The following is a 16019-nucleotide window of genomic DNA, read 5'->3' as shown; positions in this document are numbered from 1 at the left end:
TTTCTTTTGTCGGCCTGCGCGTCTGGCCAAACACCGGACAAGACACTGCTCAAGACCACAAAGCCGCATCTTTCCCCGCCAACAGATCTGAGCTAAGCCAGTCTCATGCGCTCCTTTATCATTCATATGCCGACCAGCACTGCGCGCCGGGCCAATGCCGAACGCCTGTGTATCGATCTGCCCTCTGGTGAGTTGTTCGAAGCTGTAAACGGACGCGACCCGGCGCAAATCAGCAAGGTCAAATGGCACAACGGCGGTCTGCATGCCCCCAGATACCCATTTCCGCTGCGCCCGGCAGAAATCGGCGTTTTTCAAAGTCATCGCAGAATCTGGCAAAAGATGGTCGATGAAGAGATCGATCTAGCCCTGATCACCGAAGACGATCTGCAGATCGACCCGGTCCTGTTTCCCAAAGCGCTTGAGATGCTGAAACGTCATGCCACGCCGGACCACTACATCCGCCTGCCAGTGAAACAGCGTGAAACCCCGGCAAAGGTGCTGGAAGAACAACACGGCCTACAACTGATCCTGCCACGGGTCATCGGCCTGCAGTGCATCTGCCAGGTGGTGGGCCGCCGCGCTGCCGCTCGCCTTCTACAGGCAACCCAAGAAATCGACCGCCCGGTTGATACCTTTTTACAGATGCACTGGATCACGCAGCAGCCCGTGCATGCCCTACTCGGCACTGGCAACCGGGAGGTTGCCGCAGAGATCGGCGGCTCCACCATCCAGCAAAAGACGCCGAAGAAAGGCAAGCTGGCCCGCGAATTCAAACGCGCGTTTTACCGCGCCCAGATTTTCTCCCGCCCGCAAAAAGCATGATCTTTCATAGGGTGTGATAAGAGCCATGATGGGCAGCTTTGCGGACGAAGTTAGCGTTCGCTACGGCTGCGCGAACGGCTGCTGTGGTAGTTTCTTACCTTGCCAAGTAAGATCCTCTTCGGAGGAGTTAATCCAAATGACACGCCTACGCCCAGAGTTGATAGCAAAACATCCAGATCAAGAGTTCGTTGCCAATCTAGAAAGACTGGCAGAGGAGATAATTCGTAACATCGATCATGGTAAGGGCTGCGCAGAGTTATTGGAAAAGGTCGTTGATCTGACCGGCCTTCATTCTTTGGACGAAGAGTACTTTCGTTCGTTGCATTCACATTCGAGCGTCCAGGAATTTGCCAATATGGCTTCTTTGCCACGTGCGAAGCAAATTAATGATCTAAGTCGGGAAGAGTTGGAAGACATAGTCCGGCGGGCAATGGATGTGACAAGTTTGGACGCCGAATACTACATGGAACTGTTCGACAAGAACGTCCCTATGGCGGGGGCATCCAACCTGATCTTCCATCCACCAGATCAGTATACTGGAAGTATGGAAGACTATAAACCATCGCCGAAAGACATTGTTGAATTGGCGACAGCTGAAGCGAATGTAATTCGGCTCTAGAGGCTCCATCCTTTTCCCAAGCAGACATTCGCGAACCTTGCAGCATCGGTTACTTTGGGCTCAAAGCGGACCAACAAAATCTGACCAGAGCACATAAAAAAGGGGCCACCGGCCCCTTTTCTCGTATCACCGAAGATCTACCAGCTTAGCTGGGCGCTTTGGTTTTGCGCAGATAAGGAAAGATGGTCTCGAACTCGCCAAACTTGGCTGTCGCGTCTTCGTTCGACACGGTTGGCGGGATGATCACGTCTTCGCCGGGAACCCAGTTCGCCGGGGTGGCCACGCCATTGCCTGTCGCCATCTGTAGCCCATCCAGCGCACGCAGGATTTCAGCAAAGTTGCGGCCGACGGACATCGGATATGTCATCGACAGTTTCAGCTGTTTGTCGGGTCCAATGATAAACACAGACCGCACTGTGGCGCTATCGGCAGGGGTGCGGCCATCGGGCATATAGGCCTCAGCGGGCAGCATGTCGAAGGCCTTGGAAACCGCAAGAGCTTCATCAGCGATGATCGGGAAACCGGCGGCAGCATTGCCGTATGTCTCGATGTCACCTTTCCATTTCTTGTGGTCTTCGACGCCATCTACAGACACACCAATCACCTTGGTGCCGCGCTTAGCCCATTCGTCATTCAGCTGCGCCACAGCCGAAAACTCGGTGGTGCAGACCGGGGTGAAATCCTTGGGGTGAGAAAACAGAATCGCCCAGCTGTCGCCGATCCAGTCGTGGAAACTGATCTCTCCCTGGTCGGTATCGGCGGTGAAATTTGGAACAACATCATTAATACGCAAACCCATGACGGTCTCCTTTTCCTGTCAAAATCCGCACCCGCAATTGGGGCGTCATTGCTATGCCGCAACGTTACAGTCCCACTTAGGAATGGCCAGCCCAAAAGACAATCCCAGTCCTGACTGGACACAAGGTCGCGGAACTCTGCCAGTGTCCGTTCCCAATCGCATAATTTGATCAAATTATGCGATCTGCTCTCTTGCCCCTCCGGCAACGGGGTGACAGACTATCGCCTGACATCCGGCCACTGGGCTGGATTCTGCGTCTGAATTGGGAGACCCGGACATGATTGAGAAACGCGACTTTTACATCAACGGCCAGTGGGTGGCCCCCTCAAAAGCACATGATTTCGAGGTCATTGACCCCTCGACCGAAGAGGCCTGTGCGGTCATTTCGCTCGGTGATCAGGCCGATACGGATGCTGCTGTTGCCGCCGCCAAGACAGCCCTGCCCGGCTGGATGGCCACACCGGTCGAAGACCGCATCGCAATGGTCGAAAAGCTGATCGAAGTTTACAACAGCCGCAGCGAAGACATGGCGCAGGCGATGTCAGTTGAGATGGGCGCGCCCATCGATATGGCCCGCAGCCAACAAGTCGGTGCCGGCAGCTATCACCTGCAGAACTTCATCCGTGCCGCCAAGGCCTACAAATTCGACGCGCCCCTGGGCGACCATGCACCCAACGACCGCATCATTCACGAGGCAGTTGGCGTCGCAGCCCTGATCACCCCCTGGAACTGGCCAATGAACCAGGTGACCCTGAAGGTCGGCGCCGCCGCAATCGCCGGTTGCACCATGGTGCTGAAGCCTTCAGAGCAAAGCCCGCTCAACGCGATGGTCTTTGCCGAAATGATGGATGAGGCCGGTTTCCCTGCCGGTGTCTTCAATCTGGTCAATGGCGACGGTGTTGGCGTCGGCTCGCAACTGACAGCGCATCCTGATGTCGATATGGTCTCGTTCACCGGCTCGACCCGCGCCGGCATCGCGATTTCCAAATCCGCAGCCGAAACCCTGAAAAAAGTGCACTTGGAGCTCGGCGGCAAAGGTGCCAACGTGATCTTTGACGATGCTGACGACAAGGCCGTCAAACGCGGCGTGTTGCACATGATGAACAACACCGGCCAAAGCTGCAATGCACCAAGCCGGATGCTGGTTCAAAAGGGCATCTACGATCAGGCCGTCGCCACTGCTGCCGAAGTCGCTGACAAGGTCACCGTTGGTCCGGCCTCGCAAGAAGGCCGTCACATCGGTCCTGTGGTCAATGAGCTGCAGTGGAACAAGATCCAGGATCTGATCCAGAAAGGTATCGATGAGGGCGCCAAGCTGGTGGCGGGCGGCACTGGTCGTCCCGATGGGCTGAACAAAGGGTTCTATGTCAAACCCACGGTCTTTGCCGATGTGAACAACCAAATGGTGGTTGCGCGCGAAGAGATCTTTGGCCCCGTGCTGTCGATCATTCCTTTTGAAACCGAAGAGGAAGCCATAGAGATCGCCAATGACACGCCATACGGCCTGACCAACTATGTGCAGACGCAGGATGGAGCCCGCGCCAACCGCATGGCACGCGCCCTGCGCTCTGGCATGGTGGAGATGAATGGCAAATCGCGCAGCGCCGGTGCGCCCTTTGGCGGCATGAAGCAGTCCGGCAATGGCCGCGAAGGCGGCAGCTGGGGTATCGAGGATTTCCTCGAAGTCAAAGCTGTTGGCGGCTGGGCAACAGAATAATCGCCTCAACCAACTGGCTTATACCATGATATCTTGGGTCGCCTTTGGGCGGCCCTTTTTACATTCCATTTGCTGCTGTCACAGCAAATACAAACAGGCCCCAAATGCTCCCGCGCCCCAAAGATGCCCTGGCGATGCCAGAACACCTGTGGGACTTGGGCCCAGCGCCGCGCATTTGCGCGGCGCTGGGCCCAAGGGGAGGATGGCTTTCGCCAGAAAGCAGGACGACGCGCGGGAGCGCTCCCTTTGCCGGGCATGCTTGGTCACCAACCTGCAACGGTCAGCCGGTACAAAGCCCCTCGACGATGAGCTGCGGCACCCCATCCGAGGTCTTGCGCGCCGAACACCCGTCCCACCCGATCACGCCTTTGACCCGCTGACGCAGGGACGAAAAACTTTCAAACCGCACAACATCCACCGGCGCATCGAAATGCAGGGTGATTTGCCGATTTTCTCCGTCTCCCATTGTAAAGAGCCCAAGCACTTCGCCGGTAAAAGCCTGCCCCAGGTAGCGTCCACGCACCTGATCGCCGACCTTTAGCTGCAACTTGTTGCTCGCGTGGGCCTGCGCCGTGTTCCAGTCGCGCGCACCATGTTGCTGCGCCACCAGCTCCAGTGATTTGGAGTGGCTCACCACAACGCCGCTGTCTTGCAGTTGTTTTCGCAAACGCTTTGCCTGCGCCTTCAACGCTTCGGTCGAAGGTAAGTTTGAAAGATCTGTCATCTGTTTCGTCCCATTCAGGGCACGCAATAAGTGATGGGATCCGCATTGCCATCCAGCGCGCCAGAAAATGAGCGATAGATGTCTGTCACTGTCAGGGTTTCACCATGGCCCCAAATAAGGACTGCGGACGGCAGGAGACCCAAACCTGCCGCCCCCTTACGCCAGACAAGACATCTCCGTCAAGCCTGCCCCAATTGCGAAAAGCGGGTTTGACCTCAACCTGGGTTTAGAAAGCACAGTGCTATGTGATGATTCTCAAACAAGGTTTTACAATGTCGGAAACAGATGCAACGCCCCTAATCGCCAGCCAGATAACCGGTCTTTATGAGACCCACCTTCCGGTGACGGACCTTGCACGGGCGCGGGCCTTTTATCAGGATATTCTGGGGCTGCCTCTCGCCCGCCACCTGCCCGCACGCCGGGTCGCATTTCTTTGGGTCGGCTCCCCCGAAAGCGCCATGCTGGGCCTATGGGAGACCGGGAGCGCCCCCTTGGGGATGCAGTTGCATTTTGCGTTTCGCATGGCTGCCCCCGCCCTTCTGGAACTGCCCGCCCGCCTGATCAGTCTCGGCGTGCAACCGCTCGGCTTTAACGGCGAAGCGGTGACAGAACCGCTGGTCATTGGCTGGATGCCAGCGCTATCGCTCTATTGCAGAGATCCCGATGGCCATTCGGTTGAATTCATCGCCAAGCTTCCGGATCAGCCAGACCTAGAGTTTGGTCAGCAACCCTATAGCCATTGGCAGGCACAACACAGCTGATCTGTAGCGATAGACTGTCGGCAACAGGTCAACTGGTCACTGAAGCCAAAGCCCTATATGCAGGGCCAGACTTCTCACAGCTGATGAGCCCATAATGATCACCGCCCGCCTGCATGGCCGCCTTGGCAATCAAATGTTCCAGTATGCTGCGGCCCGTGCTCTGGCGCAGCGTTTGCAGGTGCCCGTCGCTGTGGACAGCCGCCTTGCGGAGCGGCGCGGCGAGGGCGTGCTGACACGGGTTTTTGATCTGCCCCTGACCAACCCCGTGCAGCTGCCACCGCTGAAACAGGACGCTCCGTTGCGCTATGCGCTTTGGCGTGGGCTGGGCCCTGCGATGGGCCTGTCGCCGCGTTTTCAACGCGAACGCGGGTTGGGCTACAATCCAGAGTTTGAGACCTGGCAGGATGGCAGCTACCTGCATGGATATTGGCAAAGCGCGCGCTATTTTGCGCAGATCTCAGACCTGATCCGCGCCGATTTCACCTTTCCCGATTTCAGCAACAGCCAGAACCGCGATATGGCTGCCCGCATCCAGCAGGGCAACGCGGTTTCACTGCACGTGCGACGCGGAGACTACGTCGCCCTTTCGGCCCATGTGCTGTGTGATCAGACCTACTACGAGGCCGCCCTGACGCCAATTTTACAGAGGCTGCCCCGGGATCCGACCATCTATGTTTTTTCCGATGATCCCGATTGGGCCAAGGCCAATCTGCCCCTGCCCTGCACCAAGGTCGTTGTGGATTTCAACGGTCCCGAGACCGATTTTGAGGACATGCGCCTAATGAGCCTGTGTGAGCACAATATCATCGGCAACAGTTCGTTTTCCTGGTGGGCGGCCTGGCTGAATGCCAATTCACAAAAACGCGTGGCTGGCCCCGCAAACTGGTTTGGCGATGCCAAACTGACTAACCCCGACATCCTGCCCCCAGACTGGCTGAAGATTACAACCTGATCGCCTTGCACCAGCACAGGACGCTTGCACAGGGCGCTTGGTCTTAGAAGGGCGCCTTAGCGCGAAACTTCATCGATTCTGCACTATCGGGGTGTTTGATACGCAGCTCTTCTGAATGCAGCATCATGCGGTCATGGTCTTCCCGTGCTACCCCCGTGGCATAAAGCGGATCGCCCAGAATGGCATGTCCCAGTGCCATCATATGCACCCGCAACTGATGGGTGCGGCCGGTCTTTGGCGTCAGACGAACGCGGGTTTCGCCCTCGCCATACTTCATCACCCGGTATTCGGTTACGGCGGGCTTGCCGGTTTCATGGCAGACCATCTGACGGGGCCGATTTGGCCAGTCCACAATCAGCGGCAGATCCACCTCGCCGGATCGTGGCTCAAGACGTCCGTCAAGGCGGGCCACATAGGCCTTTTTGGCGGTGCGTTTTTCAAACTGCATCGACAGGTGCCGCTGCGCATGGGGCGTCAGCGCAAAAACCAAGATACCTGAGGTGTCGCGATCCAGCCGATGCACCAACAGCGCCTCGGGGAACACGGCCTGCACCCGCGTCAGCAGGCAATCCGCCAGGTGTTCACCACGCCCCGGCACGCTCAAAAGGCCGGCAGGTTTGTTCACCACCAGGATCTGGGCGTCATGGTGCAGAATCTCCAACGGGTCCTGCGGCGGGGTATAATCACTTGAAACAGCCATGTCGGCCTGCCTACTGCGCCTGCACAGGCGAGGCAAGTTCCCGCAACGTCGTGCTTGCCCCAAAGGCCCGCGAAAAGCAGGATCCGGCACAACAAAATAACGCAAAATGCCAGGGAGAGAAATCATGCACTCAACCATTACCAAAATTCAGGAGGTTGTCGCCAAAGGCGATGAGGCAGCGATTGCCGACTTGCTGGCCGAAGACGTCACCTTCATGCCGCCAACCTACTGGAAAACCTGGACCGGGCGGGCACCGGTCGCGGCGGTTCTGGGTCATGTCGGGCAGATCTTCCAAGACTTCCGCTATCGCCGCATCATGGGGGACGGCAACGACTGGGCGCTTGAATTTCAGTGCAAGGTTGGCGATCTGGACACCGTCGGGGTCGATCTCCTCACCTTGAACGACGACGGGTTGATCCAGCAGTTTGAAGTGGTGATGCGCCCCTATAAAACCGTTGGCGCCCTGCGTGAGGCGATCAATGCGCGAGTGATGACCGATGCCCGTTTCCTAGAGTTCCGCAAAGCCCTGAGCTAACGTCGGCTCGCAGGCACCGCCCCGCATGAAAGTCGTCGGATGATAGCTGTAGACCAAATCCTACGCCTGCCTCTTCTGCCGCTTCTGGTGGCGCAGGGCATGGCCGTGCGACGCAGGGCCATGATCCTGCCAGAGCCTGATGGCCTACGTGAAGGACGCCAGGGTCGGGGGCGGCTCTTGCGGGTTCTCATTGCCGGTGACAGCTCTGCCGCCGGCGTGGGGGTCAGCGACCAAAGCGTTGGCCTCAGCGGTCAGTTGGCCGCGCATCTCAGCCCGCACTTCGATCTGATATGGCGGCTGGAAGCAACAACCGGCCATCAGACCCGCGACACACTTGCGCGGCTAGCCGCCCTGCCCAAGCAGCATTTTGACGTGGTCGTCCTGGCACTGGGGGTCAATGACGTCACCCATGGCACCTCACGAAGGGCATTTTTTGACCAGCAATCCGAACTCATCCACCTCCTGTCCACCCGCTTTGCCCCCGGCCTGATCCTCGCCTGTGGCGTGCCGCAGATGCAGTTGTTTCCGGCCCTACCGCAGCCGCTTGCCTGGGTGTTAGGGCGGCAATCTGCGCGGCTAGACGGGATTCTGGCTGGGCTTGATCAAGACCATGATCATGTCGCCCATATCCCCTTTCAATTGCCACAGGACCCGGATTTGGCAGCAGAAGATGGCTACCATCCCAGTGCGCGCGCCTATGCGCTATGGGCCGGGGTTCTGGCCGAAAAGATCCGCGACCGCTATCACTCCAGCAGATAGGCCAGAAAACGGGGCAGGTTCAGAGGTCAGGGTGCGGGTTTGGGCTGGGTTCTCATCTGGCGGATCAGCGGGATCGAATAGACCACAAGCGCCAGCCAGATCATCGGGAAAGCAATCATCCGGGCGCGCCCGAATTCTTCGCCAAAGACAAAGACCGCCACCAGAAAGATCATTGTCGGTGCAATATATTGCAGGATGCCAATGGTCGACAGCCGCAACAGCTTGGCCCCATTGGCGTAGATAATCAGCGGCACCGCCGTCACCACGCCACAGCCCATCAGGAGGGCCATGTCAAACCCGGCAAAATTCGCAGCCCCGTTCGCAGCCAGATAAAGCGAATAGCCAAGCGCCGGCGGCGTGAGGATCAAGACTTCAAGCATGAACCCCTGATTGGGGCCAACAGGCAGCATCTTCTTGAAGAAAGCGTAGAACCCCCAACTCAATGTCAGGCCAACAGCCGCCCAAGGCAGACGCCCGGCTTCTAATGTCAGCACAAGAACCGCTGCCGCCGCCAGCGCAATGGCTGCAAACTGTGAGGGCATCAGCCGCTCGCGCAAAAGGATGGCCCCGAGCGCAATACTGAACAGCGGGTTGATGTAGTAACCAAGAGCTGCATCCAGCGCATGGCCGCTGGCGATTGACCAGACGTAGATCCCCCAGTTCACCGAAATCAGCGCCGCTGTAACGCAGCCCATCGCCAGGGTTTTGGGGTTCTGCAGAGCCAGACGCAAATCCTTGGTCCGTTTGAGGACAACAAGCAGAAGGCCCGCAACTGGGACCGACCAAAGCACCCGGTGCGCCACCACCTCAGCGGCTGGAATATGCGCCACCAATTTCATATAGAGCGGCAAAAACCCCCACAGAACATAAGCCGTGACGGCAAAGGCCAGCCCCTGCGGCGTATCTGTGTTTTCACGGATCGGCTGGCTCATAGTGCACTCCTGGCAGCAAGAAGATTGCTCTCCTCGGATCTCGTCGGGTCTTTTCGCCGGTTTTCAAAAAAAGCCAAAGGACCAATTTCAGGCTTCCGTATAGCACGCAGAACTCCCCTTTATCGCAGCTCAGGTTCAAAGAAAAAGCACAGTTTCTGTGACCATGGACATCACCAACACTGATGAATGTCTGAAGTGACCTGCGACAGCATCGCAGCCTGTTCAATTTCCACAGGTGACAGCCTGCACCAATTCAGAGAGCCTGTATGAACACGAAACCTCAGAACGACAGGATCCGCTGATGCTGGAACTCCGCCCAAACTGTGAACTCTGCGACCGGGATCTGCCACCTGCGGCTACCGATGCCCGAATCTGTTCCTATGAATGCACCTATTGCGCGGGTTGCGTCGAGACCCGGCTGATGAATGTCTGTCCCACATGTGGTGGTGGCTTTGCCCCTCGTCCAATCCGGCCTCAGACCGCCTTTCGCCCTGCGCTGAACCTGGGCCTTGCCCATCACCCCCCTAGCACCAAACGCCGCGCCTCCAAATTCAGCGCCGAAGATATCGCCGCCCATGTGGCCCGGATCAAAGATATCCCGCCACATGAACGCTAAAGCTATCCCGTTCAGAGGTCCTTGATTTTGGGCTCATCCAGCGGGCAGGACAGATAGACTCCGAACTCCTGCCCGATATCGGCGCTGACCCGTGCGTGCACTGCCCCCTGCCGATCAAGAAAGCGCTGGTTGTCCTGCACAGGAAAGATGCCTTCAACCCAGCCGCCCTCGTCCCCGGGGCCCTGATCAATGGGGCGCCAGCCCTGTTGCGGCCAACGCGCGATTTCGATCTCAAACCCTTCCGGGTCATCCACCAACTGGCCATAACCTTTGACCGTTTCATCCGTCGCCCGGATCAGCGGCACCTCGTGCCAAGGCAGTGAAGGTTTGGAGCTGGCTGCAAAGATGTATTCGGGGTTGCTCATGATCGGGTGTCCTGTGGCATCTGTTTTTTTGCAGTCAAACAGGTCATTTGCAGCGGAGGCAAGCCTGCCTGCGGCAGCCTCGTCAAACTGTCATAGACCAGAACAGGACGGGATAGCGCATCGCACCCCGCCCTGTTCCGGCATGTCGTTACAGGTCGGTCGAAAGGCCTAAAGTCAGACCTTCACCCGTTCAGATTTAGGATCATACATCGGCTTCAATGAGGCCTCGGCGCGCACCTTGGTGCCCATAACGTCGATCTCATAGGTCGAGGCCAGAACATCTGCTGCCTTTTCCCCCTCGCAAGGCACATAGCCCATGCCCACGGCCGCTCCCAGCGTGTGGCCGTAGCTGCCCGAACTGATGTAGCCGACGATCTCACCATCCCGAATGAGCGGTTCATTGTGATAAAGCAGCGGTTCCGGATCGGTAAGCTTGAATTGCAGCATCCGGGCTTTGGGGCCGGTCTCCCTGCGCTCAAGCACGGCGTCGCGGCCAATGAAGGAGGGTTTGTCGGTTTTGACCGCAAAGCCAAGACCCGCATCTATCACGTGATCTTCGCAGGTGATGTCATGGCCAAAATGGCGGAACCCTTTTTCGATCCGGCAGCTGTCCATCATATGCATACCGCAGAGCTTCAGCCCCATGTCCTGACCTGCCGCGTGCAGGGTTTCAAAGGCGTGCCCCGCCATATCCGCGCCAACGTAGATTTCCCAGCCAAGCTCGCCCACGTAGGTCACCCGGTGCACCCTTGCCAGCCCCATGCCCAGTTCGATCTCCTGCGCAGTACCAAAGGGGTTCACCGCGTTGGAGAAGTCATTGGGGGAGACCTTTTCCAGCAGTTTGCGCGCATTGGGGCCCATGACGGCCAGAACACCTTCTCCCGCGGTCACATCGGTGATCACCACACGATGATCTCCCAGATGACGCCGCATCCAGGTTTCATCCGCAAGACGGGTAATCGCCGGGGTCACCACCAGATAGGCAGTTTCCGTCAGGCGGGTTACTGTCACATCCGCTTCGATGCCGCCACGCGCATTCAGGAACTGAGTATAGACGATCTTGCCCGCAGGCACCGACAGGTTGGCACCGCAGACATAGTTCAAAAAGGCCTCTGCATCTGGCCCTTCGACCCGCAGCTTGCCAAAGGAGGACATGTCATACATGCCGACATTTTCGCGCACTGCACGGTGTTCGGCAGCTGAGTTTTCAAACCAGTTCTGACGCTTCCAGCTGTACTGGTATTCACGCTCCTGGCCCTCATTGGCAAACCAGTTGGCACGTTCCCAGCCCCCCAGCTCCCCCATAACCGCGCCCTGCTCCAGAAGGTGATGATGAAACGGCGTACGACGCACGCCGCGCGCGGTGGCCTTTTGCCGGTAGGGGAAATGGTCGGCATAGAGCAGCCCCAGCGTTTCCTTGGAACGTTCAAACAGGTAATGTTTGTTGCCCTGAAACGGCTGCATCCGCGAGATGTCCACGTCGCCCAGATCAAAGGGTTTCTGCCCCTCATCCATCCACTGCGCCAGCGCCATGCCTGCGCCGCCCGCAGACTGGATACCGATGGAGTTGAAACCCGCCGCGACCCAGAAATTGTCCATCTCAGGCGCTAGACCCAGATGATAGGCATCATCCGGCGTAAAGCTTTCAGGCCCGTTGAAGAAGGTATGGATACCGGCCTCGGCCAGCATTGGCATCCGGTTGCAGGCGTTTTCCAGAATCGGCTCGAAGTGGTCGAAATCTTCGGGTAGCTGGTCGAATTCGAAAGTGTCGGGAATGCCCTTCATCGCCCAGGGTTTTGCGTTGGGCTCAAAGGCGCCCAGCAGCATTTTGCCGGCGTCTTCTTTGTAATAGGCGCATTCATCCGGCACCCGCAGCACCGGCATCTGGGTGAGACCCTTGATTGCCTCGGTCACGATATAGAAGTGTTCACAAGCATGTAGCGGAACATTGACGCCCGCCATGCGGCCTACCTCGTGGCCCCACATACCGGCGCAATTCACCACCATGTCGGCTTTGATATGGCCCTGTGCCGTGCCATCATCACTGACCCAGTCGACACCACTCACCCGACGGCCATCTTTTGACAGGCCAGTGACCTTGATGCGCTCCTTGACCAGTGCGCCACGCTGACGCGCGCCCTTGGCCAGGGCCAGTGCGATATTTGCCGGATCCCCCTGCCCATCCTTGGGTAGCCAGACGCCGCCAGTGACGTCACCGATGTTCAGATGCTCGTAGCGGGCTTTGACTTCCTCGGGCGAGATCTCTTCGACATCAACGCCAAAAGCGCGCGCCATGGCGGCCTGACGGAAGATCTCTTCACGGCGTTCTTCGGTGAGGGCCACAGTGATCGATCCACAGCGTTTGAAGCCCGTCGCCACGCCGGTCTCTTCCTCCAGCGCGCCATAAAGCTCCTGCGAGTATTTCGCCAGTTTGGTCATGTTGGCGGTGGCGCGCAGCTGCGCAATCAGACCAGCCGCATGCCAAGTGGTGCCAGAGGTCAGTTGCTTGCGCTCCAACAGCACCACATCTTTCCAACCCAGCTTGGTCAGATGATAGGCAACTGAGCAGCCGATAACGCCGCCACCGATAATGACCACGCGGGCCTGTGTAGGAAGTTCGCTCATGTCATCACTCCGAAAGAACCTTTGCTGCCCCTGATTATCACTGCAAGGCGGCACAAAATGCATGAAAAGCGTCAGAAAGCCTCGGCTATTCTCCGGCTTTCAAGAAATCCGTAGGGACATCTTCGCCCAGGCGGCGGCGTTTGCGCAGGGCAAAAGGTGTGATTCCAAAGACCGATTTATAGAGCGAGGAAAACCCGTTCTGAAAGCCACAGGCGAAACCGATTTCACGCACGCTCATCGTTGTGTTCAGCAGAAGGTTATTTGCCTTGTTCAGGCGCATTTCGCGGTAAAACCCGTTGGGAGTGGTGGCCAGAAAATTCTTGAATTTGCGTTCCAGCGACCGGGTCGAGATGCCCAGTTCCGCCACGATATCACCAATCGGCAGTGGCTCTTCGATATTGGCCTGCATCAGTCGAATGCTGTGGTCTAGATCGCGGTCTCCCGTGATGGTCGGCTTGGCGCCGGAAAAGGGCTGCAGCGAGGAATAATCGCGCACCTGTTCGTGCAATAGGATATTGGCAACACTCATCTGCGCCGCCGCCGAGGTCAGCCGCCCGATCAGCGCCAACACGATATCGGTGGTGGCTCCCATGCCCGCACAGGTCACCACGGGGCCGTTTTCACTGGCCAGCGCATGGCTTGCCTCAAACATGCCGAGGCGTTCGCGCAACAGGGCGGAATTTTCCCAATGGGTTGCCCCCGGCGTGCCCTGATCTTTGAGATAGCGCGCAGCGGCTTCGGCCAGCAAATAGACTCGCGCGCCACGACTGGTATATTGCTTCACCGCTCGCCCCAGGCTCAGCCCCGGATGGTCGGGGTCGGTATTACCTAGAACAAAGGCAAAATCCGCCTCCGGGCGATCCGTCAGAGGTTCAGTGTCAACCGACAACCCCGCGCGACAGCCCACTTGGCCGCCCTTGGCCGAACGCATAACAACACGAAACGGCGGTTGCGCCAGCACCCGGTTGGCGATGCGCAACGTATCCGTCACCGCCGCCATTTCCGTCAACACGAACCCCTCGGTCGCAATGATGTCGACCGTCCAGACCCGGGGAGGAGTGCCCTGCAAATGGCTGTTCTTGTCTTTGGTCATGTCCTGCACTCCCCGGTCAGGTAGGTTTGTCAGATGATTTGATGCCCCGCCGCGCGTAATTGCCGTGCCAGTTCGGCGATATGGGCGGGGCCGATTTCGCAGCAGCCGCCAACAATTGTGGCACCCTGCGCCACCCAACCCATGGCAAACTTGGCGTATTCCACTGGCCCCAGATCGCGACGCTGTTCCAGCGCGTCCACGGTGGGCGCATCCTGCAAAAAACCTTCGGTGATACCGGTGAAGCCATTGGCAAAAGCACCAAAAGGCTTGCCGAATGTCCTGACAATCTCCAACCCTTCGGCGATCACCTCGGGGCGTGAACAGTTGATCAGAACGGCCTCGGGCTGGAACTCGTCGATCAGCGGAGCAAGGTCCCGCAAAGCTTCACCAGAGCGCAATCGGGTGCCATCCTCATCCATGACCGTCACAGCAAGCCACACTGGTTTGCTGGTCGCGGCACAGCCTTTAAGTGCACCGCGCGCGTGATCCAGCGAAGAAGCTGTCTCGATCAAAAACAGATCTGCTTTGGGCTCCATCAAATGCACCAGCTCGGAAAACAACCGCTGCGCCTCGTCCAGGGGGATCTGCAGATCCGGGCGATAAGAGGCACCAAGCGGGCCCAGAACTGCCGCAATGCGCCCCGCGCCATGGGCATCTCGTGCTGCTTCGGCCTGTGCCATCGCGATGCTCAACAAGTCTTCGAACTGGTCTTCCAGTCCCGCGCGAACCAGACGGTCACGATGCACCGCGTAGGTATTGGTGCTGGCAACGGTCGCGCCGGCGGAAAAATACTCTGCATGCACAGCACCGACCACATCCGGCTGATCCATCATCACCGAGGTCGACCAGAGCGGCGTCGGCCGGTCTCCGGAGCGTTTGACGATTTCCTGGCCAATCGAGCCGTCCAACAGGGTTATCTGCATCTGCGTTTTCTCATTCAGGGATCAGGACCAGCTTACCGGGCAGGGATTTCGACTGAAATTCCTCCTGCGCCTTGGCGATATCCTGAAGTGGGTAGGTTTTTGAAACCAATGGTTTGATGCGCCCCGCATTCATCAACGCCACAAGACGGCCAAAGATCTCGGGCGACTGATAGGTGCAGCCATGGATGGTGATGTCGCGCAGATAAATGTCGCGCAGATCGGCCTGCACCATGGGGCCTGCGATGGCGCCAGCCATCGCATAGTGCCCGCCGGATTTCAGCGCCAGGATCAAATCACCCCAGCCTGATCCACCGACAACATCGATCACCACATCGAACTGATCCTTTGGCAGGCTTGCATTGCGATCCAGCGTGACCGCAGCCCCTTGCCCATGCACAGCCTTAGCCTTGGCCGCGCTGGTGAGCGCAGTCACCCTAGCCCCCCGAAGGGCTGCAAGCTCGACCGCCGCCAACCCGACACCGCCCGAAGCCCCGGTGATCAGAACCTCCTGTCCTGCCGTGACACCGGCCCGCGTCAGCAAGCCTTCGGCAGTGCCAAAGGCGCAGGGGATGGCCGCAACCTCGACATCTGTCAGCGGCGAGGCCGTCACATCATAGAGATCATCTGCATCCACTACGCAGTATTGCGCAAAGGCGCCGTCGATTTCAGAGCCTATGACGATGAAACCCATCGGCGCTCCGGGGCGCACACGGGGCAGGTTCACCGGGCAGGTCACCCGACTGCCTACCTTGAAACTGCTCACGCCAGCGCCAAGAGTTTCGACCACACCGCACAGATCAGCGCCCTGAATACGCGGAAAGTGCAGCGCGCCACCCCAGCCACCCGCCTCGACTTCCTGATCCACCGCGTCTGTGCCGCCTGTCACCTCAGAAGAGTACCAACCCACACGGGTATTGATATCGGTATTGTTGATCCCGGCCGCCTTCACCCGAACCAGTACCTGTCCCGGCCCAGGAGACGGAACAGGAATGTCTGTGCGAAACTCCAGCTTTTCAGGCCCGCCATGTCCCGTGAGGTAAACACCCTGCATATGGTCTTTCATTGGTCTCTCCTCTC

At 58.3% G+C, this 16019-nt stretch carries 17 protein-coding genes; 8 read left to right on the top strand and 9 right to left on the bottom strand.

The genetic code is table 11. The features are described 5' to 3' along the window. Nucleotides 1–105 precede the first annotated feature (105 nt). Together PH5382_RS03345 and PH5382_RS03340 are read left to right on the top strand one after the other, a co-directional pair. Nucleotides 106–822: a glycosyltransferase family 25 protein gene (locus tag PH5382_RS03345; protein WP_058332926.1), complete on the top strand. Its 717-nt coding sequence runs from the start codon at nucleotides 106–108 to the stop codon at nucleotides 820–822. 136 nt (nucleotides 823–958) lie between these two features. After that, entirely contained in the window at nucleotides 959–1441 is a 483-nt protein-coding gene (locus PH5382_RS03340) for a hypothetical protein (protein ID WP_058332925.1), read from the top strand. A 145-nt stretch (nucleotides 1442–1586) separates the two neighbouring features. Here PH5382_RS03340 and PH5382_RS03335 read toward each other — a convergent pair whose 3' ends face one another. Further along, nucleotides 1587–2240 (bottom strand): peroxiredoxin, encoded by a 654-nt coding sequence (locus PH5382_RS03335; protein ID WP_058332924.1) that lies wholly within the window; start codon nucleotides 2238–2240, stop codon nucleotides 1587–1589. A 277-nt stretch (nucleotides 2241–2517) separates the two neighbouring features. Here PH5382_RS03335 and PH5382_RS03330 point away from each other — a divergent pair, with 277 nt between their 5' ends. Continuing rightward, the gene (locus PH5382_RS03330) at nucleotides 2518–3957 is read left to right on the top strand and encodes an aldehyde dehydrogenase family protein (RefSeq protein WP_058332923.1); all 1440 of its coding nucleotides are present in this window, start codon (nucleotides 2518–2520) and stop codon (nucleotides 3955–3957) included. Nucleotides 3958–4237: 280 nt separating this feature from the next. Here the strand turns inward: PH5382_RS03330 and PH5382_RS03325 are convergent, their stop codons facing one another. Further along, nucleotides 4238–4681: a glyoxalase superfamily protein gene (locus PH5382_RS03325; RefSeq protein ID WP_058332922.1), complete on the bottom strand. Its 444-nt coding sequence runs from the start codon at nucleotides 4679–4681 to the stop codon at nucleotides 4238–4240. A gap of 248 nt (nucleotides 4682–4929) precedes the next feature. Between PH5382_RS03325 and PH5382_RS03320 the strand changes: the two genes are divergently transcribed. Then, the gene (locus PH5382_RS03320) at nucleotides 4930–5442 is read left to right on the top strand and encodes a VOC family protein (protein ID WP_231751781.1); all 513 of its coding nucleotides are present in this window, start codon (nucleotides 4930–4932) and stop codon (nucleotides 5440–5442) included. 94 nt (nucleotides 5443–5536) lie between these two features. Beyond that, nucleotides 5537–6394 carry an alpha-1,2-fucosyltransferase gene (locus PH5382_RS03315; protein ID WP_058332921.1) on the top strand — a complete coding sequence of 286 codons (858 nt, stop codon included), beginning with the start codon at nucleotides 5537–5539 and terminating at the stop codon, nucleotides 6392–6394. A 43-nt stretch (nucleotides 6395–6437) separates the two neighbouring features. Here the strand turns inward: PH5382_RS03315 and PH5382_RS03310 are convergent, their stop codons facing one another. Then, entirely contained in the window at nucleotides 6438–7094 is a 657-nt protein-coding gene (locus tag PH5382_RS03310) for an RluA family pseudouridine synthase (protein ID WP_058332920.1), read from the bottom strand. Nucleotides 7095–7218: 124 nt separating this feature from the next. Between PH5382_RS03310 and PH5382_RS03305 the strand changes: the two genes are divergently transcribed. Then, the gene (locus tag PH5382_RS03305) at nucleotides 7219–7629 is read left to right on the top strand and encodes a nuclear transport factor 2 family protein (protein WP_058332919.1); all 411 of its coding nucleotides are present in this window, start codon (nucleotides 7219–7221) and stop codon (nucleotides 7627–7629) included. 39 nt (nucleotides 7630–7668) lie between these two features. Next, entirely contained in the window at nucleotides 7669–8388 is a 720-nt protein-coding gene (locus PH5382_RS03300; protein WP_058332918.1) for an SGNH/GDSL hydrolase family protein, read from the top strand. 26 nt (nucleotides 8389–8414) lie between these two features. Here the strand turns inward: PH5382_RS03300 and rarD are convergent, their stop codons facing one another. After that, nucleotides 8415–9320 carry an EamA family transporter RarD gene (gene rarD / locus PH5382_RS03295; RefSeq protein ID WP_058332917.1) on the bottom strand — a complete coding sequence of 302 codons (906 nt, stop codon included), beginning with the start codon at nucleotides 9318–9320 and terminating at the stop codon, nucleotides 8415–8417. Between the two features lie 301 nt (nucleotides 9321–9621). Between rarD and PH5382_RS03290 the strand changes: the two genes are divergently transcribed. Beyond that, nucleotides 9622–9936, top strand: a complete 315-nt coding sequence (locus PH5382_RS03290) for a DUF1272 domain-containing protein (RefSeq protein WP_156414823.1) — start codon at nucleotides 9622–9624, stop codon at nucleotides 9934–9936. An 11-nt stretch (nucleotides 9937–9947) separates the two neighbouring features. Here the strand turns inward: PH5382_RS03290 and PH5382_RS03285 are convergent, their stop codons facing one another. From PH5382_RS03285 to PH5382_RS03265, 5 genes are all read right to left on the bottom strand, one after another. Beyond that, nucleotides 9948–10301 carry a hypothetical protein gene (locus tag PH5382_RS03285; protein ID WP_058332916.1) on the bottom strand — a complete coding sequence of 118 codons (354 nt, stop codon included), beginning with the start codon at nucleotides 10299–10301 and terminating at the stop codon, nucleotides 9948–9950. Nucleotides 10302–10475: 174 nt separating this feature from the next. Further along, complete coding sequence (locus PH5382_RS03280) at nucleotides 10476–12926, bottom strand: GcvT family protein (protein WP_058332915.1); 2451 nt, start codon at nucleotides 12924–12926, stop codon at nucleotides 10476–10478. 85 nt (nucleotides 12927–13011) lie between these two features. Then, nucleotides 13012–14019 (bottom strand): GlxA family transcriptional regulator, encoded by a 1008-nt coding sequence (locus PH5382_RS03275; RefSeq protein WP_058332914.1) that lies wholly within the window; start codon nucleotides 14017–14019, stop codon nucleotides 13012–13014. A 29-nt stretch (nucleotides 14020–14048) separates the two neighbouring features. Continuing rightward, complete coding sequence (locus tag PH5382_RS03270; RefSeq protein WP_058332913.1) at nucleotides 14049–14942, bottom strand: homocysteine S-methyltransferase family protein; 894 nt, start codon at nucleotides 14940–14942, stop codon at nucleotides 14049–14051. Nucleotides 14943–14952: 10 nt separating this feature from the next. Next, a complete protein-coding gene (locus PH5382_RS03265; protein WP_058332912.1) occupies nucleotides 14953–16005 on the bottom strand; it encodes an alcohol dehydrogenase family protein in 1053 nt (350 codons plus the stop codon). Nucleotides 16006–16019 lie beyond the last annotated feature (14 nt).

Origin of the sequence: Phaeobacter sp. CECT 5382, assembly GCF_001457775.1 — a bacterium.
Lineage (GTDB): Bacteria > Pseudomonadota > Alphaproteobacteria > Rhodobacterales > Rhodobacteraceae > Pseudophaeobacter.
Note: the sequence above shows the minus strand (reverse complement) of the source record. Positions and strands in the feature narration are given on the sequence as shown.